18 protein-coding genes, 12 tRNA genes and 1 pseudogene are annotated in these 20,473 nt (G+C 65.9%); 3 read left to right on the plus strand and 28 right to left on the minus strand.

Going from position 1 to position 20,473, the window contains the following annotated elements; translation table 11 throughout:
- Positions 1–67: 67 nt before the first annotated feature.
- The 23 genes from QUE79_RS22625 to QUE79_RS22735 all read right to left on the minus strand — a co-directional run bounded on the left by QUE79_RS22625 (position 68) and on the right by QUE79_RS22735 (position 10,795).
- A tRNA-Pro gene (locus tag QUE79_RS22625) sits at positions 68–142 on the minus strand.
- Between the two features lie 4 nt (positions 143–146).
- Positions 147–220: transfer RNA gene (locus QUE79_RS22630), tRNA-Asp, on the minus strand.
- 1 nt (position 221) lies between these two features.
- Positions 222–297: transfer RNA gene (locus QUE79_RS22635), tRNA-His, on the minus strand.
- A gap of 5 nt (positions 298–302) precedes the next feature.
- Positions 303–375: transfer RNA gene (locus QUE79_RS22640), tRNA-Asn, on the minus strand.
- 19 nt (positions 376–394) lie between these two features.
- Positions 395–468, minus strand: a tRNA-Ile gene (locus QUE79_RS22645).
- A gap of 16 nt (positions 469–484) precedes the next feature.
- Positions 485–557: transfer RNA gene (locus tag QUE79_RS22650), tRNA-Arg, on the minus strand.
- Between the two features lie 135 nt (positions 558–692).
- Positions 693–765 (minus strand) — tRNA-Gly (locus tag QUE79_RS22655).
- Positions 766–769: 4 nt separating this feature from the next.
- Positions 770–842, minus strand: a tRNA-Lys gene (locus tag QUE79_RS22660).
- A gap of 29 nt (positions 843–871) precedes the next feature.
- A tRNA-Phe gene (locus tag QUE79_RS22665) sits at positions 872–945 on the minus strand.
- A 15-nt stretch (positions 946–960) separates the two neighbouring features.
- Positions 961–1,041: transfer RNA gene (locus tag QUE79_RS22670), tRNA-Leu, on the minus strand.
- Positions 1,042–1,231: 190 nt separating this feature from the next.
- A tRNA-Tyr gene (locus QUE79_RS22675) sits at positions 1,232–1,314 on the minus strand.
- A gap of 162 nt (positions 1,315–1,476) precedes the next feature.
- A tRNA-Trp gene (locus QUE79_RS22680) sits at positions 1,477–1,550 on the minus strand.
- Between the two features lie 74 nt (positions 1,551–1,624).
- The gene (locus QUE79_RS22685; RefSeq protein WP_286347317.1) at positions 1,625–1,750 is read right to left on the minus strand and encodes a hypothetical protein; all 126 of its coding nucleotides are present in this window, start codon (positions 1,748–1,750) and stop codon (positions 1,625–1,627) included.
- 143 nt (positions 1,751–1,893) lie between these two features.
- Positions 1,894–2,406, minus strand: coding sequence for a nuclease-related domain-containing protein (locus QUE79_RS22690; RefSeq protein ID WP_286347318.1), 513 nt, complete (start codon positions 2,404–2,406; stop codon positions 1,894–1,896).
- A gap of 328 nt (positions 2,407–2,734) precedes the next feature.
- Positions 2,735–3,253: an LOG family protein gene (locus tag QUE79_RS22695; RefSeq protein WP_286347319.1), complete on the minus strand. Its 519-nt coding sequence runs from the start codon at positions 3,251–3,253 to the stop codon at positions 2,735–2,737.
- A complete protein-coding gene (locus QUE79_RS22700; protein WP_286347320.1) occupies positions 3,250–4,158 on the minus strand; it encodes a RusA family crossover junction endodeoxyribonuclease in 909 nt (302 codons plus the stop codon). The genes QUE79_RS22695 and QUE79_RS22700 overlap by 4 nt, the downstream gene beginning before the upstream one ends.
- Positions 4,155–4,934, minus strand: coding sequence for a hypothetical protein (locus tag QUE79_RS22705; protein WP_286347321.1), 780 nt, complete (start codon positions 4,932–4,934; stop codon positions 4,155–4,157). The genes QUE79_RS22700 and QUE79_RS22705 overlap by 4 nt, the downstream gene beginning before the upstream one ends.
- Positions 4,931–6,658 (minus strand): FtsK/SpoIIIE domain-containing protein, encoded by a 1,728-nt coding sequence (locus tag QUE79_RS22710; protein WP_286347322.1) that lies wholly within the window; start codon positions 6,656–6,658, stop codon positions 4,931–4,933. Before QUE79_RS22710 ends, QUE79_RS22705 begins: the two co-directional genes overlap by 4 nt.
- A 66-nt stretch (positions 6,659–6,724) precedes the next feature.
- Positions 6,725–7,303: a single-stranded DNA-binding protein gene (locus QUE79_RS22715; protein WP_286347323.1), complete on the minus strand. Its 579-nt coding sequence runs from the start codon at positions 7,301–7,303 to the stop codon at positions 6,725–6,727.
- Positions 7,304–7,357: 54 nt separating this feature from the next.
- The gene (locus tag QUE79_RS22720) at positions 7,358–7,690 is read right to left on the minus strand and encodes an HNH endonuclease (protein ID WP_286347324.1); all 333 of its coding nucleotides are present in this window, start codon (positions 7,688–7,690) and stop codon (positions 7,358–7,360) included.
- Between the two features lie 2 nt (positions 7,691–7,692).
- Positions 7,693–7,998: a hypothetical protein gene (locus tag QUE79_RS22725; RefSeq protein WP_286347325.1), complete on the minus strand. Its 306-nt coding sequence runs from the start codon at positions 7,996–7,998 to the stop codon at positions 7,693–7,695.
- Entirely contained in the window at positions 7,995–9,803 is a 1,809-nt protein-coding gene (locus QUE79_RS22730) for a hypothetical protein (protein ID WP_286347326.1), read from the minus strand. The genes QUE79_RS22725 and QUE79_RS22730 overlap by 4 nt, the downstream gene beginning before the upstream one ends.
- Before the next feature lie 50 nt (positions 9,804–9,853).
- Positions 9,854–10,795 (minus strand): hypothetical protein, encoded by a 942-nt coding sequence (locus QUE79_RS22735; protein WP_286347327.1) that lies wholly within the window; start codon positions 10,793–10,795, stop codon positions 9,854–9,856.
- 93 nt (positions 10,796–10,888) lie between these two features.
- Here QUE79_RS22735 and QUE79_RS22740 point away from each other — a divergent pair, with 93 nt between their 5' ends.
- From QUE79_RS22740 to QUE79_RS22745, 3 genes and pseudogenes are all read left to right on the plus strand, one after another.
- Complete coding sequence (locus QUE79_RS22740) at positions 10,889–11,197, plus strand: HU family DNA-binding protein (protein WP_286347328.1); 309 nt, start codon at positions 10,889–10,891, stop codon at positions 11,195–11,197.
- 79 nt (positions 11,198–11,276) lie between these two features.
- Positions 11,277–11,930 (plus strand): annotated as a pseudogene (locus QUE79_RS25980) (metal-dependent hydrolase); the annotation flags it as partial.
- A 320-nt stretch (positions 11,931–12,250) separates the two neighbouring features.
- Positions 12,251–12,535 (plus strand): hypothetical protein, encoded by a 285-nt coding sequence (locus QUE79_RS22745; protein WP_286347329.1) that lies wholly within the window; start codon positions 12,251–12,253, stop codon positions 12,533–12,535.
- A gap of 255 nt (positions 12,536–12,790) precedes the next feature.
- On the opposite strand, the gene QUE79_RS22750 is transcribed toward QUE79_RS22745, so the two are convergent.
- The 5 genes from QUE79_RS22750 to QUE79_RS22770 all read right to left on the minus strand — a co-directional run bounded on the left by QUE79_RS22750 (position 12,791) and on the right by QUE79_RS22770 (position 20,464).
- On the minus strand, positions 12,791–14,047 hold the full coding sequence (locus QUE79_RS22750) for a hypothetical protein (protein ID WP_286347330.1): 1,257 nt from the start codon (positions 14,045–14,047) through the stop codon (positions 12,791–12,793).
- Positions 14,048–14,115: 68 nt separating this feature from the next.
- On the minus strand, positions 14,116–14,556 hold the full coding sequence (locus QUE79_RS22755; protein ID WP_286347331.1) for a hypothetical protein: 441 nt from the start codon (positions 14,554–14,556) through the stop codon (positions 14,116–14,118).
- Positions 14,553–17,093: a hypothetical protein gene (locus tag QUE79_RS22760; RefSeq protein WP_286347332.1), complete on the minus strand. Its 2,541-nt coding sequence runs from the start codon at positions 17,091–17,093 to the stop codon at positions 14,553–14,555. The genes QUE79_RS22755 and QUE79_RS22760 overlap by 4 nt, the downstream gene beginning before the upstream one ends.
- 3 nt (positions 17,094–17,096) lie before the next feature.
- Entirely contained in the window at positions 17,097–18,437 is a 1,341-nt protein-coding gene (locus QUE79_RS22765) for a hypothetical protein (RefSeq protein ID WP_286347333.1), read from the minus strand.
- The gene (locus QUE79_RS22770; RefSeq protein ID WP_286347334.1) at positions 18,434–20,464 is read right to left on the minus strand and encodes a type IV pilus modification PilV family protein; all 2,031 of its coding nucleotides are present in this window, start codon (positions 20,462–20,464) and stop codon (positions 18,434–18,436) included. The genes QUE79_RS22765 and QUE79_RS22770 overlap by 4 nt, the downstream gene beginning before the upstream one ends.
- Positions 20,465–20,473 lie beyond the last annotated feature (9 nt).

The raw sequence follows: 20,473 nt of genomic DNA on the forward strand, positions 1-20,473 counted from the left end.
GTCGATCGACTCGGAACGAGCGGGTAGGTCCGCTGCTTCTCTTAGTGTAGCAGGTTGCGAAGGAGAGTCCGGATGGCAGTATTTGAAACTGCGGCCCCTCGGTCCCGAACCGAGCGCTCTGGCCAAACTGAGCTACATCCGGATAGCGACCCTGATCGGACTTGAACCGACGACTTCTGCCTCGACAGGGCAGCGCTCTAACCATCTGAGCTACAGGGCCATGGGGTGGCTGACGGGCTTTGATCCCGCGGCCGCCTGGTTCACGACCAGGTGCTCTACCAACTGAGCTACAGCCACCACGGCTCCCCGCTCTGGGATCGAACCAGAAACCGCCCGGTTAACAGCCGGGTGCTCTGCCTATTGAGCTAGCGAGGAATAGCTACCGAAGTAGCAGTGGCCATGGCTGGAATTGAACCAGCGACTTCCGCCTTATCAGGGCGGCGCTCTAACCATCTGAGCTACATGACCGTGATCTGTTGCCGAGTGCGCTCGGAGGGACTCGAACCCCCACTCGTCCGATCCGTAGTCGGAAGCCTTATCCGTTGGGCCACGAGCGCGCATCCGGGCCCACCGATCACGAGGTGGGCCCGGGACTTGCCGCCATTCACGGCAGGCAGCAGCCGTCCATACTTCGGCCAGAAGGCCTGTCCGGGGGTGAAGGACCCGGCCGACGAGCAGAGCTGCGTCGGGAGAGGGATAGACCGGCCTCGGACCGGCTGCCTACGCATTGGAAGTGCGTTGCTCGTCCACATGAGCTTCTATCCCAGAGTGCCCCTCCTCGGACTTGAACCGAGAACCCTCCGGTTAAGAGCCGGATGCTCTGCCAATTGAGCTAGAGAGGCATGATGCGCGACAGGCTCGCGCGGGCATGTGGCTGGGACCGGAACCGACCCGGTGGCCTCTCGCGTTTCAGACGAGCGCTCTGTCCATCTGAGCTACCCAGCCGCAGTTCTCGTTCGGTACCCGACGAGGGGCTCGAACCCCCACGTCTTGCGACACTGTGGCCTGAGCACAGCGCGTCTGCCATTCCGCCAGTCGGGCGCGTTCGCGAATTCCTCGTTCCGGGGGTAGAGCAGATGTGCCGCTACAGGTGCGGAGGTCGGTGGCCCACTTTCACCCAGTCACTCTTTCGCAGCCTAGTGAGTATTTCGCCACCACTGCGTTGACTCGAATGCCCCGGAACAAGGCTTCATCCATTCGCAATCCTTAGTGTAGCAGGTTGCGAATTGCGTGGCGAGAGCAGGATTTGAACCTGCGTGTTGGAAGTGCCTGATTTACAGTCAGGTGCGATCGGCCGGACTACGCGATCTCGCCGCGTGCCCCTGGGTACCGAGGCACCCAGGGGCGGTGGAATCGTCGAGGTTGGCAGGGCGCAGTAACGCGCCACCTCGACGGTTTTCTTCATCCACTGTGGAGTTCTCAATGTGCTTTTGCATGGCCCACGTGGTGCGGGCGCTGGACGGCATGAGCCGTTCGCAGAGACGCTCGGACTTGAACCGAGAACCGCTGGTTTTGGAGACCAGTGCTCTATCCATTTGAGCTACGTCCCTATGACTCCCCGGAATGAGAAATGGCCACCGCCCCGAAGGGTGGTGGCCATCTCACGAGAGAGAGAAAGAGATTTCTAGGTAGAGGCCACCTGATTTCCATACCCGTCCTGCGACAGGTGGGAAAAATTCGGCTTCCAGTTGCGCTGGGCAGCGGTCGCCGAAGACACCTGCGTGTCAATGGTGAGCTGCTTGCCGAACATCGGGAGGTCCCTTACTAGTGGGGAGAAACGAACCAGGAGGACTTGGTGCCCGCCTGGAAGATGAGGATCAGCCTACAGCCTCGACCCGAAGATCAAAACGTAAACCTTGCCCCGTTCTTGATCGTTACTATAGCACGTTGTTTTCAAGCCACGTCAACGGGTCGTGACGTTTCCCAAGTCCGGGCGTGTCGCGCTGTGTCTTGGACGGCCGCCAGCCACCGCGGAGGCAGCTCGGCAGGCTGTGCCAGCAGCCAGGGGACGACGTCGGCTATGGCCATGAGACGCACCTTCCCGTCGACTGGCTGGCCCAGATCGGTGATGACTCCGCTGCTTGTGAAAGCGACGATCCCACGGGCCTTGATCTCGAATCCGCAGGCCTGGCTCAGGATGGTTCCCACCCGCGACGCCTCGAAGCGCGAATTGCGCGCATGGTGCACGCGAGAGCCGCCGACGGTGACGTCGTTCTCCTTGATCCGAATCGGTTTCTGGCCGTGATTCTTCGCGTTGATCGAGAAGACGCCGCGCGGGCCGACGACCAGATGGTCGATGTCGGCGCCCTGAGAGCCGATCGGAAGCGAGTGGAGAACCAGCCAACTCGGCGGGAGGGCTTCGAGGGCCTTCGCCATGGCCTCCTCCCCTCTGCGCCCAAGCGCCACGACGCGGCTCGATCCTGACCGACGAGGTTGTCCGCGAACTTGAGCAGATCGTGCCGCTCGTTCATCTCCGCCTCGCGCTCCCGCACGGCTGCCCCCGCCGCAGTCGTGGCGATCGACGCATCAGGCTTGGAGACCTGCACCACGGCCCCGTGGCGCTCCAACCACGTCTGGATGGCTCGCTCGAATCCGTCGCGCAAATCTGGCCGTTGAATGACGGAGCGCGAGGTCTTCAGGTCGAGGTAGCCCACGCTGGCACCTCTCCCCGTTCTCACGTACACCCGATCAAGCGCGCCCTTCGACCAGCGCGTGACGATCAGCTTCGAGATGGTCATCGGATGCTCCGAATCCATGCGGTCGTGTGCTCGGTGGGATTGATCCGAAGGACCTCTCGGTCCCTGGCGAGAGCCTTCTTCACGGCACCGTGAGTGCCTCCCGATGTGCGCTCGTCGAGTACAGCGATTACGATCTGCGAGTCTCGGATCATGGCGTCATTGCGCGCATGGAGGGCTCGGACGACGAGATGCCGTTCGGTGATGGGCTCCGCCACGACGTGGACGATCTTGCGCGAAGCTGCCATGAGGGCGTCGCGTCGTCGCTGCTCGTGCGCGGGCCACTTGGATGCCTGGCCGGGAAACGGAACGTATGAGTCGACGGGGAAGCCAAGTCGAAGGGCGGTCTCGCCAAAGAGCATGTCCGCGCCGAGCGCCAGGCCCTGGATGGCTGCGAGTTCCCCACGCAGGGCGTGGAGCTTCCCCAGGCAGCGATCCATCTCCTGCGCCACCCAAGACCACGACTCCCCGGGCAGGTTGCGGTGGCCCGTGATCATGACCGAGGTCTCCGGGCTCATGCTGCCGTGGCGAGGGCGAGCGGGGTGCTGGGTCCGCCGAGCAGCATCGCCGATGCCACGATGAGGGCTGATCGGTGGTCCATGGTGGCGCCGATGACGACAGGCCCCTCAGGGGGCGTTCTGGCCGCCGCTGCTTCCGCCAAGACGGCTGGCCATCCGGCGTCCGGCTCGCACATGCCCATCGCATCGAGGGCGGTGACACGGGCCAGGGCCCCGCGCCCGATCGGGTCCAACAGGTCTCTCGCTCTCCACAGTTCGATGAGCGCACCGGGTGAGCTAAGAGCGTCCGGCATCTCGCCCTCGTAGACCTTGACGACGTGCGAGAAGCCGACGATCAGATCGTCGTCATGCAGGACGCTGAGTTTTCGATGCTGCTCCATGACCTGCTGGCGCGCGCGCTTGGCGACCGCGGTCGGCATGTGTTTGAAGTCGGCGGCCTTGACCGGCTTCGGGCTGAGGCCATCTACGACGGCGCGAAGCAGCTTGTCGAGGTCTGGCGTGGTGACGTGGAATGTGTCGCCGCGCTTCTTCGAGGCCGCGCTGTGGGGCATGCTGAGAGTGACGCCGACGACGACGGGCTCGTTGATGGCAGACCATCCCGTCGTCCTCGTCACCTGGTGTGACGCTCGCGCGATCGCGTCACGCCATGGGTGATAACCCTCCGAGGAATGCTTCACGTAGAGCTTGCCCGTCGTGCCGTTCCGCATGGGGTCATGGGAGCCCTCCGGGGAGGGGTCGCCGAAGACGCCGAAGGCGACAACAGGGTCCACCAGGTCTGTTCGCATGGGCCAGTGCTCGATGCGCCGAGAGGGCACGAAGTGAGGCCGCGCGGCCTTGTTCTGGATGTCGGCCGTGCGGTTGGCCTTGGAGACGCCGGAGCGGACCTTCGGCGGGGTGATGGTCATGCTCGACCGCCCATGAATTCGCTCGGGTCGACCACGTCGCTCTCGCTCGCGGCGAGGGGCTTGTAGGGCGCGGCCGGGCTCGGGCCAACTACTCGCACGACGGATTCGTCTCGATCCTCGAAGGGGTCGAGCGGCAGAGCGTCCGTGGGGTCGTCGGTGGGGTCGATGACTGGCTCTGCTGCCGCCGGGTTGGCGGGCGGGGCCGACGGCGCGGGGGTGCGCGGGCGTCGTTGCGGCATCCATGATGTTGTCGCGGGCGCGGCGCCCTGAGGCTCGCTAGGCGACGCGGGTTCGACGTCTTCCGCGGGCTCCGCAGCCTCGGCCGCAATCTCGTCGAGGTCCGCGAGACTGAATCCAACGTCGAAGGCGTCGTCGTCGAAGACGTTCGGCGCCGTGGCGGGGAACCCGGGAGGCGCGGCCTGTGCGCCGACCGGTGCGCGATCCGCCTGAGGCTGCGGCGATACCGACTCATCCCCGGACGCCTCGCCAGGCTCCGCCCATGCCTGCTGAAACGCCTGGCGATGCGGCTCCTTGTCCGCAGCGGCGTTCTGGGCTTCGAGAGCGGCGCCTGCCACCTCCCAAGCATCGGGGATGCCGTTGTCGTTGGCGTCGACGAGTTCCTCGGCGAGCACCTCGTTCTCGGTGATGGAGGCCGCCTCCGACTCGACCGCCTCGTCAACAGATCGCGGCAGGTGCTTGTCGAGCGTCTGGCTGTTGTCAGAGCCTCCGAACCAGTAGACCTGCGCTCTGTGGATGGTCTGCCCGGGAGCGTTCATGAGCCGCGTGCGACCAGGGATCGTCTTCTCTTTGCCGTTGACGATGCGCGAAGCGGGAGCAGGGGGATCGTGACGTCGTTTCCGAACATCCGGGCGTTGGCGTGGATGTCCATGTTGCCCATGACGGCGCGGGCCGCGAGCTGTCGGATGAGCGAGCTTCCGATGTCGGTCATCTTCGCGTCCTGGGCGATCAGGATGAGATGGAAGCCGAGCGATCGCCCCTTTCGGGCGATGAGGCCGGTGATGTACATCAGCCGCTCACGAGCGGCGTTGTCCTTCAGGACTGCCTCGCTCGTTCCCGGGTCCTTGCCAGTGTGGTCGAGGAACTCATCCATGACGATGTAGACCGGCGTCATGCGGTTCGCGACCTTCTCCGAGTCGGGAAGGTGAATCCAGGTGCCCAGGTTGGCGTACTGGTCGAGGATCGCCTGGCGGGCGTTCATGTCGGCGAAGACGCGCTCCATGTGGAAGGCCATCGCCACGACGCCCGAGTTCGTTTCGCCCTCGATCTCGATGTCCCGCGTGCCGTTCGTGACATCCATGTTGGGGCGGCCGAACCAGCGGTTGGCGAACGGCCCCTTGGGGTCGATGACGTGGCAGATCGCGAAGAGGGTCTGATCCCAGGGCATCGGCTTGGTCGCCGCCTGCGCCATGATCGCCTCGGCCAGCGAGGTCTTACCGGAGCCGGTACCGCCCGTGACCAGCGCATGAGGGCTGACCTCGCCGAACGTGATCGAGAGGGGCGTCTCGGCATCGTCGAGATTGGCGCCGAGGAGGAAGGTCAGGGGGTCGGGGTCCTGCTCGCCGTCCCAGAGAACGCCGAGGGGGTACTGCGCGGGCGCAATGAGCGCACCGCGGCCGTTGCGCTCCCGCTCGACGTGCCACCCCTCCGGGTGGGGCACCCGCGCGCCGAGGTTGGCCTCGAACTCCGACCACGACTTGCCATCAGTGACCGTGAGAGTCGTCGGCGCCAGAACGAAGAAGCGCCGCGGCATGGTCAGCGTCTCCCACTCCTTCACCTCGACAGCGGTGTAGGCCGCCGAAAGGCGTCGATCTTCCGGGCTCATGCGCGCACCCGGCTTGGGGTACTTCAGGGTCGACTTCGCGACGCCGTGGATGCCTTCGATGACGGCCGATCGCTGCCCGAAGATTTTATTGAGGCGCGTGAGGACGACGATGAACCAAACGAGCGGCCCGACCATGGACAGGATCGCGGGGCCGGGTGTGGCGTCCTGATCGCCGCTGGCCAGCGCGAAAGGCCAGTCCTTCGGGCCCCAAGCGTTGACGGTCGCCAGCGCAGCGGCGCCTGCCGTGATGAGAAGGTACGCGACTCGCCATGGCTTCTCGTCACGAAACAGGAGGATGTCGACGGAGTCGGAGAATGCCTTGCCCATGGACCGCATCAGCGGCTTCTCGGTCGATCGCTTGGTGGTGCGCGGCGCAAAGATGACCTTGTGGCGCTGCTTGGCTTCCCAGGCCCGCCAGACGGCGAAGCCGAGCAGGAGGATGCCCCAGAAGACGAAGCCGAGATGCGCCACGAGGAATGCCCCCACTGCCTCACGCGACCCTGCGTTCGCGAGGGTGAGGGCGATGGTGACCAGGATGGCTGGGATCACCAGGACGCGTACGAGCCGCGCGAGCATCCGCGTGGCCGCGTTCAGCACGCGCGTGATCGGCAGCTCTTCGTCATCGGATTCCGCCTGCTTCGTCGCGACCTCTGCCACGTGATGCCTTTCAATCGGGGAGAGCCCCCGGCTGGATGACCAGCCGAGGGCTCATGAGTTGACGACTTAGAACGGCGTCTCGTCGTTGTAGCCGCCCGCGGGCTGGCCCCAGACGTCGCCACCAGCGGGGGCGCTGGCGCCCACACCCGCGGGCTGACCCCAGGGCTCGTCGACCGGGCCGCCGCCCTGCTGGCCGCCGAAGCTGTTGTTGCCCTGCTGGCCGCCGCCCTGCTGGCCGCCGCCGAAGCTTCCGCCGCCGTTGCCGCCGCCGTTGCCCGACGAGGAGGCGCGCGTCACCTGCGCGGTGGCGTACCGGAGCGAGGGGCCGATCTCGTCGACTTCCAGCTCCATCGAGGTGCGGTTCTCGCCCTCCTTGGTCTGGTACGAGCGCTGCTTGAGGCGGCCCTGCACCATGACGCGGGAGCCCTTCGTCAGCGACGCGGCCACGTGCTCGGCGAACTCGCGCCAGACGGACGCGCGGAGGAACAGGGCCTCGCCGTCCTTCCACTCGTTGGAGGCGCGGTCGAAGTTGCGCGGCGTCGATGCGATGGTGAAGTTCGCGACGGCGAGGCCGTTCTGGGTGTAGCGAAGCTCGGGGTCACTCGTGAGGTTACCCACGACGGTGATGACGGTTTCTCCGGCCATAGTCTCTTCCTTTTCGTATTCTCTCTGAGGTTTCTAGTGTAGCAGGTTGCTCCGTCATTCGAAGATGGAGCACCCGCCAAGGTTGTCCAGAAGCACCCGGATTCGAAGCCCGCGGTGGGCGATCTCCACTGGTTCGATCAGGGGGTCTTGATGGCTCTGGAGGTGGAAGCCTTCGCGGTAGGCCCGAGCGGGCTCCCGGTGATTCTCGGCATGGCAGTCATGGCAGAGATCGAGCAGATTGCTCGGGTCCCAGTTCCCGCCGACGCCGCGCCCGACACGGTGAGCCGCTTCGCTCGCGGGCTTGACGCCGCATCGTTCGCAGATGCCCCAGGATCGGAGACGGATCAGTCGGCGCGTCGCCGACTCACCCGTCTCCTGCCGATCCATGCTCACGAGGCGGTTGCGGCCGGAGTCTCGTTCGCGGTTCCGATGCGGTGGTGGAGGTAGCGACCGAATGCACCGTGGGTGCCGCCGACGAGAACCTGCGCCTGGAGGACGCCTGCCGCGGAGGCTTCGTCCTTGATCTGGTTCAGTTCCGCTGCGGTGGTTGCGCTCTGGGCTCGGGCGACCATGTCGTCGAGCGAGGCGTCGGCGACGATGGGCGCTGACGGCTCGGCCGCGAGAATCTCCGCGGGGGCAGCAGGTGCCGCGGCAGAAGGTGCTGCTGCACTAGTTCCCTCGATGTGCTGCTTCACCTTGTCGATCGCCTGAGCAAGCGACACTTCGGCGAACCCCGGGGTCCCCAGGGGGCGAAGCTGACGGCTCCGGCCTCATCGACACGCGCCGCGACCAGCTCGTCCAGGACGTTGCTCCGTTTGGCCTGTTCGAATGCCTGGCCGATGGCGTCGATGACGACTGCTCCGGCGAGCTGCGTGACGACGGACTTCGCGATCGGGGAGTTGCTGCGCGTCGGCGCGGCGGGAGCCTCGGCCACGGGAGCCTGGGGCGCCGGGGCGGCCGACACCTGCTCTGCGACCTCTGGGGCCTGCGGAGCGCTCTGCGGGGCAGCCTGATTCGACGCCTCGGTGTGCAGAACGCGGAGGATGTTGATAGCCGTGTCGAGGTGCCAGCCGTTGGCGTCCTGGAGCGTCTCGGCGACGACGACCTGGACCTTCCCGTCCACGCGGCGAACCGCGAGCTTGACGTCGGTCTGGCCCTTTTCTTTGATCCCGGTCGCGAGGTTGGTCAGCGCGTTGGCGTTCCCCGCGAAGAGGGCGACGCTGTCGGCGAGGCCCTTCAGGACGACGGGGCTGAACGCCGGGTTCGGCGCAGGCTCGCTGGGCACCTGGGCGCTCGGGCGGGCAGGCCTGGCCCCTCGCGCCTGAAGGTATGCACCGGCACGCTCACGGACGGAGATGAAGCGATCGACAGCGGCGCTGGCGACGATCTGAGCCCACTCGGTGAGAGGTTCTGCGTCCAGCGGGAGCGCCTGGCCGTCGGTGATCATGTCTTCGGCGGTCAGCTTGACCCACTGGGCCGCCTCGGCGTACGAAGGCGCGGTGCGGTCGATGGGGGTGTCGTGGCCGTAGCCCTGCGCCTGGACGTAGTCCGTGGCGGTGAGCAATGCCTCGACGACAGTCCACAGGGTGTCGTCGTCGATCTCGGTGTGCCCGCTCGTGGTCGCGAGCTTGCGGGCATCCGCGAAGGCGAGGCGGTAGCGACCAGCGAGGTAGGAGCCGAGGTTGAAGCGCCCATCACTGGTGCGCATGTCCCACTGCTTGCCCTCGTTGAACACGCCAGGCTGAATACGGCGGCCGATGTTGGCTCCGGTGTCAGCGGGGTTGCCGCCGCCGGTGCGTTCCAGGACGGCCAGGAGGTCGCCGCCGAGCTTGGCGATGGCCTGGAGGATTTCGGTGTTGTCGACGACGGTGGAGCCGTGCTGGGGTGCGTCGACATCACGCTGGATCGCGCCGAGCGTGTGCCAGTTCTCACCTCCGGCGACGAGCGGCTTCCATCCCTGCGGGGCGAGGCCGCCCTCCTTGTTGTTCGCAAGGAGAGCCCACTCGGAGATGTCACTCTCCGTGGTGCTGACGGGACGGCCGTCGACGAGGGCGATGACGTTGCGGATGTTGGCGCCGGAAGTTCCCATGTCGGCGCCGCTGCCGTTGGCGTTTGCGCCTCGAAGGGCGTTGATCGGGACGAGGAGCGGAAGCGGCTCCTTCGTCTTCGACGACTTCTTCTTGCGGATGCTCTCGATGCCGATCTGCACCGACTGGCCCGCTTCCCACTTTCCGCGCAGGTACGGCACGGCAGGGTCTTCCGGGTTCAGGTACCCGGTGAAACCGCTGGTGAGGCCCACCGACTCCGGGTCGAAGTGCACGGCGACGGTCTTGCCTTCGCCGCCTCGACCGCCGTCGACGATCTCCTTGATCTTGATGGCGCTGTAGAAGCGCACGTAAATCTGGGGGCGAACCTCCAGGACCGAACCGTCCTCCATGACTTCGGAGGAGGGCGCCTTGGCGTAGGCGATGAAGGTCTGGTTGCCAGTCGGCATGTCCATGTTCGTTCCCCGTTCTTTTCTCTCTGTCCGTTAGTGTAGCAGGTTGCGAGCTAAGCCGCAGCCAACTCGCGGCGGCTAGGGAGCATGTCGGCCGTGATCTGCTCGGGCGAGAAAAGGTCCGGGCCCATGACGCGATCCTGAAGCCAGCGCCAGTTCCATGCCTCGGCCAGGACCTCGAACGACTTGAAGACGCGGGGGTGCCAGATATCGAATGGGCGAACAGCAACGTCATCTGGGCCGATGCCGACCGCGATGCCCACCTGGATGTCGAATTCGAACGGCTTCCACTCCCCCGTCTCGCCATCGGGATTCATGACGTGGAACTCTTCGCCGTGCGCGGCCGCCGAGAGCTGGAGCGCGACCAGCGGCTTCAGCGAGCCGTGCTTGATGACCATCTCTCCGCTCGATCGGTCACGTTCCAGGACCTTCTTTTTCGTCTTCCAGTCGAGGATGCAGAGCACGTCGTTGATGTAGCAGATGAGGTCGGTGGTTCCCGCGTAGCCCACCGTCTCGTTCCACACAGTCGCCTCAGGGGCCACGGGAATCGGATTGAACTTGGCGACGAACCGGTGGAACTGCTCCAGGTAGGCCCCGAGCCCCTGGGCAAGCGCGTTCTCACGCGCTTCGTCGACCGCCTCGATACCGACCAGACCGAGGAGGTGGAGGAAGTACTGCTCTGCATAGTCATGGACGAAGTCGCCTCTGTCGGCGGCGATGTTCCGATCTCGCTCAGCGGCGTCCGAGTGCTGCTTGGTGAAGCCCTTGAGGATGCGCTCCCGGTCTGCGTCACTACGGGCGGTCGCAAGGGCCGCGACGATGGCTTCGGCATTCCGCACCGCCTCGTCGGCGGCGCATCGCCCATCCCACCAACCCATCTCGGGGTTGAAGACGTCGAGAACCGTGGTGATGCTGGGGACGTAGGCGCGGCCCCCGCGGGTGCGCGCGTACATGCGGCCCCACTTCGTCTGCTGCGCGAGTTTTGGTGAGGTCATGACGCACTCCTGAAAACGGACACTGACGGTCCCCCTGGCGCGATGGCCAGTCGCCGTAGCCTGAGGTGGAACCGTTTGGAAAGGACGATCGCCATGGCGAATCGGAAGTCACTCGTCGATGCCGCGGCGACCGTCGTCGGCAACCGCACGCTTGCGACGGAGGTCGTCATCGCGATCGAGGACGCCATCGGACGGAGCCTGGCGATCGGGGAGCCCGTGCGCCTCGCCTCACTCGGCTCCCTGGTGCCCGAGCGGGTCGCGCCCCGATCGGTCAGAAACCCCCTGACGGGCGAACCCATGATCACCGCTCCCACGACCCGGGTTCGGATGCGCGCTTCCAGCAATCTCAAGCGCGACATGAGCCGCCACATGCCTGAGCGCAAGGATGCGCAACCCGAGTAATCATAGCAACATGCTATACTAAGCGGGTGGCATTCGCTAATTGCAAGAAGACCTGCATCCCGTTCCGAGCCCGCTCATGATGGGCGGCTCTCATGCGCTCACTGGCGCAGCGGCCTGGGTAGCGGTGACATCGACGGCGCCGTACACGCTCGGCTGGGCGCCCCTGCCTGCCAGTGGCATCCTGATCGGCAGCATCGTCGCAGCGGGCGCAGCGCTCGTGCCCGACGCAGATCACCACAACGCGACCATCGCGCACTCTCTGCCGAGCCTTGGGCCAATCCCCAGCCCCACGAAGGCGCTGGCCGTCGGCATCGGCTCGATCTCGGGCGGTCACCGCCACGGGACCCACTCGATCGTCGGCGTTCTCGCCTTCGGCCTCGTCGCCGCCCTTGCGAACCTCGCAGTGTTCCCGAGTAGCCAGTTCGGCTCGATCAACATCGGCGGCGGGCTCGTTGCCCTGCTGCTCATCGCCTTCGCAACGAAGGCTCTCAAGCTGTCCCGCGGCGGATGGCTCAGCACCTGGGGTCTCGCCGCAGTCGGAGCCGTCGCGGTGACCCTCTTCGCGCCGTCCGAATGGGGATGGCTGCCACTCGCGATGATTGTGGGCGTCGTGGTGCACATCCTGGGAGACATGCTCACCGTCGGCGGTTGCCCGATCCTCTATCCCCTCTACCCCAAGCAGCCGAAGTGGCTCCAGGCGATGATCAAGAATCGGATCGTCCGCAAGCCGGGATTCACGGCCTTCTTCGTCTGGATTCTCAACAGTGCACCGAGCACTGTCGTCCGCATGACACTCGGGCGCATGTGGCAGCCCAACGGGTTTTTCGCCGTACCTATCCTCGGGAAAACAGGCAGTCTCCGCGAACTTTTTATGGCCTCGGTACCCGTCACTGCGTACTACCTCTGGGGTTTGATTTGGGCCTACGGCGGGCTCACAAATACGGACATGTCCCCCTATTCCGAGCCTTCAACCTGCTACCCTAAGAAGGCGGGCCTAGCCTCGCAAAGTCTCGCACTCCCCCGGTGCATTTCAATTGACACGAGAGGCCCACCATGGCTCACGCTCCTTCACTCCGCATCGACGACGTCGCCCTGGCCACAAGCGGCGAACAGATCATCGCCGACACCAAGATCAAGGTCGAATTCCCCGGCCTGGTCAACAAGGACGGCAAGCGGCGCACGGTCGAGTTCGACGTCAGCTCCAAGCCCGGCGGCGGCAAGGAGATCATCGAGAAGATGCTCGACAAGGCGCACACCGCCACCCGGAAGGGCTTCGAAGAGCTTCTGAGCCTCGACACCGCCGTCAAGACCAGCGTCGTCGGCAGCGCCGCCGCCTAGAGCGCGTCGGCAACGAGAAAGGCCCCGGCTTGCGCCGGGGCCTTTCTCGTTGCCCGGTGGACTAACCGGTCGCGCCCTTCCCGTTGTGGAGGTCGTAGGTCGCAGACGGGGAAGGCTCTGCCGACTTCGTGGGCGGCGTCACGGGCACCTGGCTGTCGCCAGCGTCCGGAGTGGTCATGTCGGGGTCCACGATCACGCCTGGGGTGGTCGACGCTTTTGAGCCCGACCCAGTGCCCTTTGACGCATCCCCGGATGTCACAGGATTCGGATCGCCGGGCTTCCACGCAGGAGTGGTCGGCGTGGGCTTGAGGCTCGACGGGTCGGCGAGCTTCGGGCCGTCAGTGTTCGTCGGCTTCTGAAGGGACCCGCCCTCGACGAGCTTGTAGGGGAGCTGTTCTGCACGAGGCCGACGGAGAGCTTCCCGGCGTCGAATGCGAGGGCAACGGTGGTGATGCCCTGTCCAACTTCAGTCAGTCCGGAACCCGTCGCGATCCAAGCGCCGGTCGGGATGATCGCTTCGATCTCCGGCTTGGCGGGGAGGAACGTAGGCCAAGCCGCCGCGACCTGTCCCGCGAAGGACTCTTTGTCGATGCGGCTCGTGCCGGTCCGATACGTGATGCTGAGGTCATCCAACAGTGACGACATCCCTGCACTTCCGATCGACACGGCGCCATTTCGCTTCGTGGTGTCGGTCGTGCCAGCAGCGCCCGATGACTGCGTCGCTACGAGGCTCGCCACAGCATCGGAGGGCTTCAGGGCCTGGACGCTGTAGCCACCAGCGGTGAAGCTTCCCTTCCAGGCGTCATCGACATTCGAGGTGGAGCCGATCCAGCGAGTCCCCCTGGACATGCCAAGGGAGTCGGCCTGGAACTTCTCGAAGATCGACCTGCGGCCAGAGTCCGCCGCGAGGGTGACGACGCTGTTGAGGCGGTCGAAATCGAACCAGAGCCTATTTGACCCGGGCAGCCGGGTCGAGAAGTCCGCCTTGACTTCAGGTGATTCCTGCGGCTTCCGCTGGGCGAAGCCATCCGTAGCCTTTACGCCGCCCGCGGTTGGGTCCGTGACGAGGATGGTCTTCGCCCTGACTGCCACCGCCCGCTGATCCGCGCCATCCTGCTTGCCGAGCCACGCAAGGGTGCTGCTGGCGGCCTTGGTCGTCGTGAAGTCGAGATACACCTCGGTGCGCCCGGCTGTCCCCGACTCCTTTGAGACACTCACGCCCAGAGCAGACGGTTTCGAGGGGAGCTTCGAGTAGTCCAAGACGCCGAGGGCAAGCGGTGCGTCGATCGAGCCGAGCAGCTTCCACGATGCGCTCGACGGGGCCAGCGAAGCAACAGCGCCTGCCGACGCGGGAACGAGCGACTCGAAGCTGGCATGCTGGACTGGGGGCGCGCTCGTGACGCCCTTGTAGACGATGGCGCCCGTTCCGAGGCACAGAACCGTGACGATGGACGCGACGAGAATGGCGGGTTTGCGACTGCGCCTATCGGCGTGCTGCGGCTGGTTGGTCATGTGCTCCCTCAAACCAAAGAAATGGCAACCTTAGTGTAGCAGGTTGCCATTCCTCGGATGCTGTGAGCCTAGTAGGAGCGGTAGTAGATCGGGACGTTGCCGTCGGCCGTGTAGTACGGCGGCGGGGTGGGCTCGATCGTGGCTCCCGTGCAGCCGGACTGGTACGCCTCAAGGAAGTAGGCCGCGTTGATCGTGTCCGAGTCGGTGTGCCCCTGAACGCCCGCGGGCAGGTTCATGCGGTTCGTCATCGTGTAGCCGATGCCGCCCTGCGCGTTGGGGAGGACCTCGTCGCTGATCTTGTTGAAGCTCTTGCCGAAGCTGTAGTCACTCCCCTCGTGACGGTTGCCGTCGCTCCCGATCCAGTAAGAGTGCACGATCGCTGCACTCCAGCCGCCCTGGAGAGGCGTCGCGTCGCCGTAGTAGTGGGCCTGGAACTTGTTGGCGCCACACTGCCCGACGATGTTGATCGATCCGGGCGTGCCGGGAGGCGTCTGATACTGGGCACTCACGGTCCGGGAAAGGCCGTTGTTCGCAGTTGCCTGCACGGAGTAGTCGTAGAGAGTCCCAGTGCGGGGGAGACGGTGTAGCCGTTGTTGCCCGACGTGTAGATCGCACCCGGCCCACTCAGCGTGTACGCCGCGGCACCGGCCGAGTCGCCCCACTTCAGCATGAGGGTGGCGCCCACCTCGTCCGAGTGGTTGTTGTCGTTGGACGAGTTCGTCCTCCAGGCGCTGCGTACGGTGTCCTGACCGCCCGTGCTGAACGGACCCGGGTAGCTGCGGGGTTCCGCGACGCTGCCGTTGTCCGAGCAGCCGCCAGCGTTGCAGGCGACGACGTAGACGTCATCCTGCGAGCCGTAGGCCGCGACCGACGATGAGTAGGAGAGGGCGTAGCTAGCCGAGCCAGACGCCACGTAACGGCTGCCGTTGTACTTGTACACCTGGTACTTGCACGATGACGTGTTGCAGAAGGCATACGAAGAAGGGTTGCCAGCATCTCCGGTGTCGTTCCATGCCACCTTGTAGGCGTTGCTGCTGAGGCTCGGTGCGGCGGTGATGGTGGACGTGGGGGCATCCGGGAGCTGCGTGGCCGTGACCCGCTGGGCGACCGTGACGCCGACGGCATTCGGTGACACTCCGGTCGCGTTCAGCGCGAGCACGTAGTAGTCGTTCTGCGTGCCTCGCGCGTTGCCGGTGTCCGAGAAGCTGAGGGTGTTGCCGACGTTCTTGTCGAGAAGGCGCGTGGTGGCGTCCGGCCAGAACTTGCGTACCTGGTAGCTCGTGGCGCTCTTCGAAGATGCCCAGGTCACCTTGTTCGTGCCGAGAGCGTTGGCCTCGGAGCCTGACGCACTGGCCGTCGGCGGGTCGGGCGGGAACTGAAGAGCGGAGTCAGTCCGGGGCGCCGCCGTTGCAGCGGAGGTCGGAGTTGCCGAGTAGCGGGTCTTATTGACGCCCGTCTGATCGCGGGGGCCCGAGTTGATTGCGGCGACGAAGTAGGCGTACTTCGTGCCCAGCTCCGGCGTCGTGTCGCTGTAGGTCCGCGCGGCGGCTCCGACCGTCGCTAGGAGTGTCGCGCCCTGGGGCAGGGACGTCGACGCGGCAGCCAGGTTCACCCGAGGACCATTGAGGGTGCGGCTGGCGACAGCCTTGGTGGGCGTAGCGCCGTCCGGGTAGCGGTACACCGCGTAGCCAGTGGCGGTCGGCGAGGCGGTCCAGTTGACCGCGTTGACGTTGTAGTCCGTCGGGGTCGGGGTGTCCGTGGTGGGCGCAGCCGGTGCGCTCAGAAGCTTCACGTGGTTGCTCGCGAGCGAGTTGCCGGTGCGCGAGGTCGCCTCGACGTAGAACTCATAGGCGCGGCCGTAGCCGGGCGTGGAGAAGGTGTAGGTCGGCTTGGTGATGTCCGTGATCTTGGTCGCCTCGACCCAGCTTCCCGCGGCCGTCGTGAGCGGCTGGTAGTTGGTCGTGTCGACTTCGCGCCGCTCGACGGTGTAGCCCGATGCGCCGTCGACCTTGCCCCACGAGAGGGTCATGTAGGGCTGGGTGGCGCCGCTGGCGTCCCACTCGGCAGGCGTGGTCGACGTGTCGGGGAAGACATTGGCGGTCACGACCGGGGTCGCGGCAGGGGGCGACCAGACGACGCTCTGGCAGGCGGTCGACATGGTGCCATCGGCCGATGCCGCGAGGACGCGGTAGGTGATGGCGTTGCCGGTGGAGCCCGTCACGGTGTCGGTGTACGAGTAGGAGGCCTGTCCGCCGTTGGCGGCGATGGTCTTGACGTCGACGCCGTCGCGGAACACGTGGTACTCCGTGACGCCTGCGATGCCACCCCAGGTGAGCACGGGGCTCGAACCGGCGGCGGGGGTCGAGATCGAGAAGGGCGGGCAGGCGGGCGCGACAGCCGTTGCGATGTCGCCGTTCGGCGTCTTGTTCCGCAGTGCGGCAAAGGTCGAGACCTGCACGGCGCCGGTGGCGGTCTTCTCGACCGTGCTCGCGAGCGAGATGCCGACTCGCGTGATGGCTGAAGTGTCGGCGGTTCCGGCGCCGACGGTCACTGCGCCACCGTTCGACTGGTAGTAGCTGAACTGCGAAGCAGGGAGCCCGGTCGTCGCGTTCGTTGCCGTGTTGAGGTTGGATGCCACGGTCGTCTTGGAGATCGCGTCCCAGGCGGACGCGTTGGCCACCGGATCGAAGCTCTTGGAGGCGTTGGGCATGACCTGCTGCGTGGCGACGTGTCCCGCGACGTCGATGGCGTAGCGGGTGAGGGTGACGGCTCCGCTGGCGGAGTCGGTCTCGACGATGATCTCCGTCGGCGACGCGTAGACGAGCGGCGCGGCGACCTGGACGTCCCGTACGACTCGGTTCGAGAGCGTCACCAGGCTGGACTGCGCCTTCTGGTGCGCGGTGCCGGTGGCGGCCGACTTGCTCTGTGTGACGTAGAAGGTCAGGGCTGCGCCCATGATGAGGGCGATCAGGCCCATGCCGACGAGCAGCGTGACAAGCGACACGCCCTTGTCTCCGTCGCGGCGGAGGCGGTGAAGGAGGTTCACGGTCTACCTTTCGTCGTACTGGCCGGTGGTCTGGGAGTAGTCACCCAGGTACCAGATCGTCGTGTTGTAAGCGTTCTCGCCGACCTCGTTGAGGCCGATGTCGTTCTGGAGCCGGGGGTCTTCGAGCGGGATGCGGCCGCCGGTCTTGGCTACGCCGATGAACTGCGCGGTCATATTCACCGTCGAGCACGCGATCGCGCCCTTGTAGATGAGGACCGCGGTCGAGTTGACCGCCGTGGTCACGCAGTTGCGCTGCGGCGCGTAGATGTACGCGTCGACCTCGCGGTTCGTGGAGGCATCGATTGAGACGTTGCCCGCGGTGCCGGTGGCGACGATGTCGAGCTGGGCGTTAGTCGGAACGCTGACGGTGGCATTGACAGTGATGGCGCCGTTGACGAGGGCACTGAAGACTCCGGTGCCGACAACCGTGGTTGGCACGTCGAAGTTCATCGAGGTGTAGCAACCGAGGTCGCCGCCTGCGTAGAGGCGACCCGAGTGCTCGGATGCGACCCACGCGTTGCTGGAGGCTCCGCACTGGGCGAGCTGCTGGTCGGCGAAGTCGGTGTCCATCGTGAAGGCGGTGTTGATGTCGATGGGCCGGTTGTATCCGGCGAGGGTGCCGGTGTCGGACTGCGCCTTGGCTCCGAAGCGGTACACGCCCTCGGTGGGGTTCACCTTGCTGGAGGTCGGAGTCAGCGCAGAAAAGGACGACGTTCCCGTGGAGCCGCCGAGGATGCCGACCGATCCGACGATCGCCGTCGCGTCGGTGACGCTCGACGGCTTGGTGATGGTGACCTGCTTGCCGGTCACCGCGTTCGTCCAGAGGGTCTGTGGTGCGGCGGAGTAGCTGATGGCCCCGCTTCCCGCCGCCTGCGCAACGGAACCGACCCGAGCGGCGTAGAGCTTGATGGCGACGTCCCGGTTGGCCGTGATGGCGGCGCCCGACACATGGAGGGTTGCAGCGCCCGCGCCGGACTGGATGCCGCGGTTGTCGATCCACCAGGTGAAGCTCGACTGCTTGGAGCGGGAATCGAAGCTGTCGATGGTCTCGGTCTTGGCCGTCGCCGACGAAGCTGGGTAAGTAGCGAAGGTCGTGCCGGGCGAGGCGCTCAGGGCGGTGTCCGTGTTCAGGCGGAAGATTGCCTGCTGCACGGCGGCGTCGAGCGCCTGGCCAGACTCGACGAATCCGCGCGACTGCTTCGACGCGACGTTGGCGCGCTGTGCGTTCGAGAAGAACACGGTCGACGCGGCGGCGAGGAGCACCATGAGCCCGATGAAGGCGATGAGGGCGTATCCGCGATCATTTGCGCCGCGGCGGCGGAAGAGGGTCTGCATGTGGATCACCGGTACTTCTTGGCGGGGCCGTAGTAGAGCGTGGTGCCGACCTTGACGATGACGACCACGTAGGGCGCCCCGACGTTGGTCGAGTAGGTCGTCGAGGTCGTAGTGCCGGAAAGAGAGACGGAGGCGGCGGTCGTGGCCTTGGCGTTGGTCATGGCGTCATTGGCGTCGACACCGATCGCAAGTGCCCAGGTGGAAGTCGAGCCCGCCCAGGTGGTCGGGGCCTGGCTGATCGTGTACGTGCCACTGCTGCCCGTAAGGGCCGTGAACTTGGAGACGCTGGGCATGGCGGTCGGGGTCACGCTGGCGGTGCCAGTAGCCGTGATCTTCGTGCCATCGGACGTCGTGATGACCAGCTTGAGCGCGTTGGCCACACCGTTCGCGGCGGCGCCATTCTGGGTCGACGGGAAGGCGGTGATCGTCTTGTTCACCGCGGTTCCCCCGGCGGGAGTGACGGTCAGCATGGCAGTGGCGGCCGAAGTGTTCGCCCAGTCGCCGATCGTCTGTCCGGAGCCGAGGGTAATCGTGACGTTGCCGGTGTTCGTCGTGGTGGCGGTGTAGGTCGGGTCTTTGTACTTCTTGAACGACTTCGCGTCCCCGAACGTCTTCGTGCCCGAGGCGTCCTGGTAGCCCACGCGTGCGTAGACCACGCCGGGGGTCGCCAGTGCCGTGATCGACTGCGTGGCGGTCGTGGCGCTTGCCGCAGTGATGCTGGACGTGATCGCGGGAGCATTGCAGTCCGCGGTGTAGCAGAGCTGAAGGATGAGGCTGGAGACGCCGACGCTGGCCGCCGAGTGGTCGAAGGCGACCGTGATGCTGGCGTTGTCGACGTTGGTCACCTTGGTGATCTGGATCGACACGGTCGTGCGGACGACCTCGTTCGAGAGCCCTGCATCACCGGCGGGCCCGGTGAACTTGATCTGGAAGTAGTTGTAACCGGCGAGCGATGCGGCAGGGACGCTCGTCTGGCCTGCGAGGGCGACGGACCCTGTGGTCGCTCCCGAGGTCCCGAATTCGCTGCTGCTCATCTGGAGCGTGCCGGTGTATCCGCTCGCGGCGAATGACGGCGACCACGTGAGGTCGCCGCTCGACCATGCGAGGGTCGGCTGGAGGAAGACCGCGACGGGGTCGGAGGCGACGGCCTGCCCGTTAGCCGTCATAGCCCGGACTCGGTAGTAGTTGACCTGCCCGCGGGTTCCGCCGTTGTCGGCGGTGGTTCCTGCGGTGACGCCGGAGGAGATGGTCGTCGCGGAGGTGAAGGTGCTGGTCGCCGAACGCTCGACGATGACGGTCGTGTAGGCCGGTGACGCGCTCCATGCGAGCTGCACGCTGGAACCGAACCCCATGGATGCGGCCGTGATGGTGGGGTAGACGTAGTTGCCGGGGCCGGTGGGGTTGGCGATGCCGACGGGGACTGCCTCGCTGACGGTGGGAGCGCGGGTGGAGCCCAGGACGATCGAGTGCGGCACCTTCACCGAGTCCGTCCAGGTGACGGTGACGGTGATCTGCTTGGCGTAGTAGGCCGAGCCATCCGTCGGAATGGGGCCGCTGGAGGGCGTGCTGGGGTTGCTGGAGCTGAGCGCCTTCCAGGTCACGTCGGTGCGCACGACGAGCTGGAGGTTCTTCACGGGCCCGGCGGCAGCGGCGCTGACGGTGTCGAGCGGCTTCAGGGCCGGAACCTGCCGTCCCGTCGCGTCGTCGCGGACGCGGGCGACGTTAGCGTCGGTGATGTTGACCGTGGGCTGCCCGGCGGGGCCGACGGCGCGATAGTCACTCGTCGCGGTGGTGAACCCGAGGCTCTTCCACTGGAGGCTCTTGGCTTTCTCGATGACACCCTGCCCGAACTGCGTGGCGATGTCGGTGTACTGAGCCGTGCGCTGGGAGACGTTGGCGGAAATCGCCGACTGCCCGAAGGAGCTGAAGGTGATCGCGAGCAGCACGATGACGACGAGGACCTCGATGAGGATGTCTCCTCGGTCACCGCCTCGTCGACGCCCGTCAGGGCGAAGGAGCTTGCTCGTGAGTGCCATGTCGTCTCC

This window comes from Frondihabitans sucicola, assembly GCF_030296615.1.
Classification (GTDB): Bacteria; Actinomycetota; Actinomycetes; order Actinomycetales; family Microbacteriaceae; genus Frondihabitans; species Frondihabitans sucicola.

What these genes read in the sequence shown, in the direction of transcription:
- QUE79_RS22685 (WP_286347317.1), bottom strand. Translation starts at nt 1,750, where the DNA reads ATGTTCGGCAAGCAGCTCACCATTGACACGCAGGTGTCTTCGGCGACC.
- QUE79_RS22695 (WP_286347319.1), bottom strand. Translation starts at nt 3,253, where the DNA reads ATGAGCCCGGAGACCTCGGTCATGATCACGGGCCACCGCAACCTGCCC.
- QUE79_RS22700 (WP_286347320.1), bottom strand. Translation starts at nt 4,158, where the DNA reads ATGACCATCACCCCGCCGAAGGTCCGCTCCGGCGTCTCCAAGGCCAAC.
- QUE79_RS22705 (WP_286347321.1), bottom strand. Translation starts at nt 4,934, where the DNA reads ATGAACGCTCCCGGGCAGACCATCCACAGAGCGCAGGTCTACTGGTTC.
- QUE79_RS22715 (WP_286347323.1), bottom strand. Translation starts at nt 7,303, where the DNA reads ATGGCCGGAGAAACCGTCATCACCGTCGTGGGTAACCTCACGAGTGAC.
- QUE79_RS22720 (WP_286347324.1), bottom strand. Translation starts at nt 7,690, where the DNA reads ATGGATCGGCAGGAGACGGGTGAGTCGGCGACGCGCCGACTGATCCGT.
- QUE79_RS22730 (WP_286347326.1), bottom strand. Translation starts at nt 9,803, where the DNA reads ATGGACATGCCGACTGGCAACCAGACCTTCATCGCCTACGCCAAGGCG.
- QUE79_RS22735 (WP_286347327.1), bottom strand. Translation starts at nt 10,795, where the DNA reads ATGACCTCACCAAAACTCGCGCAGCAGACGAAGTGGGGCCGCATGTAC.
- QUE79_RS22740 (WP_286347328.1), top strand. Translation starts at nt 10,889, where the DNA reads ATGGCGAATCGGAAGTCACTCGTCGATGCCGCGGCGACCGTCGTCGGC.
- QUE79_RS22745 (WP_286347329.1), top strand. Translation starts at nt 12,251, where the DNA reads ATGGCTCACGCTCCTTCACTCCGCATCGACGACGTCGCCCTGGCCACA.
- QUE79_RS22750 (WP_286347330.1), bottom strand. Translation starts at nt 14,047, where the DNA reads ATGACCAACCAGCCGCAGCACGCCGATAGGCGCAGTCGCAAACCCGCC.
- QUE79_RS22770 (WP_286347334.1), bottom strand. Translation starts at nt 20,464, where the DNA reads ATGGCACTCACGAGCAAGCTCCTTCGCCCTGACGGGCGTCGACGAGGC.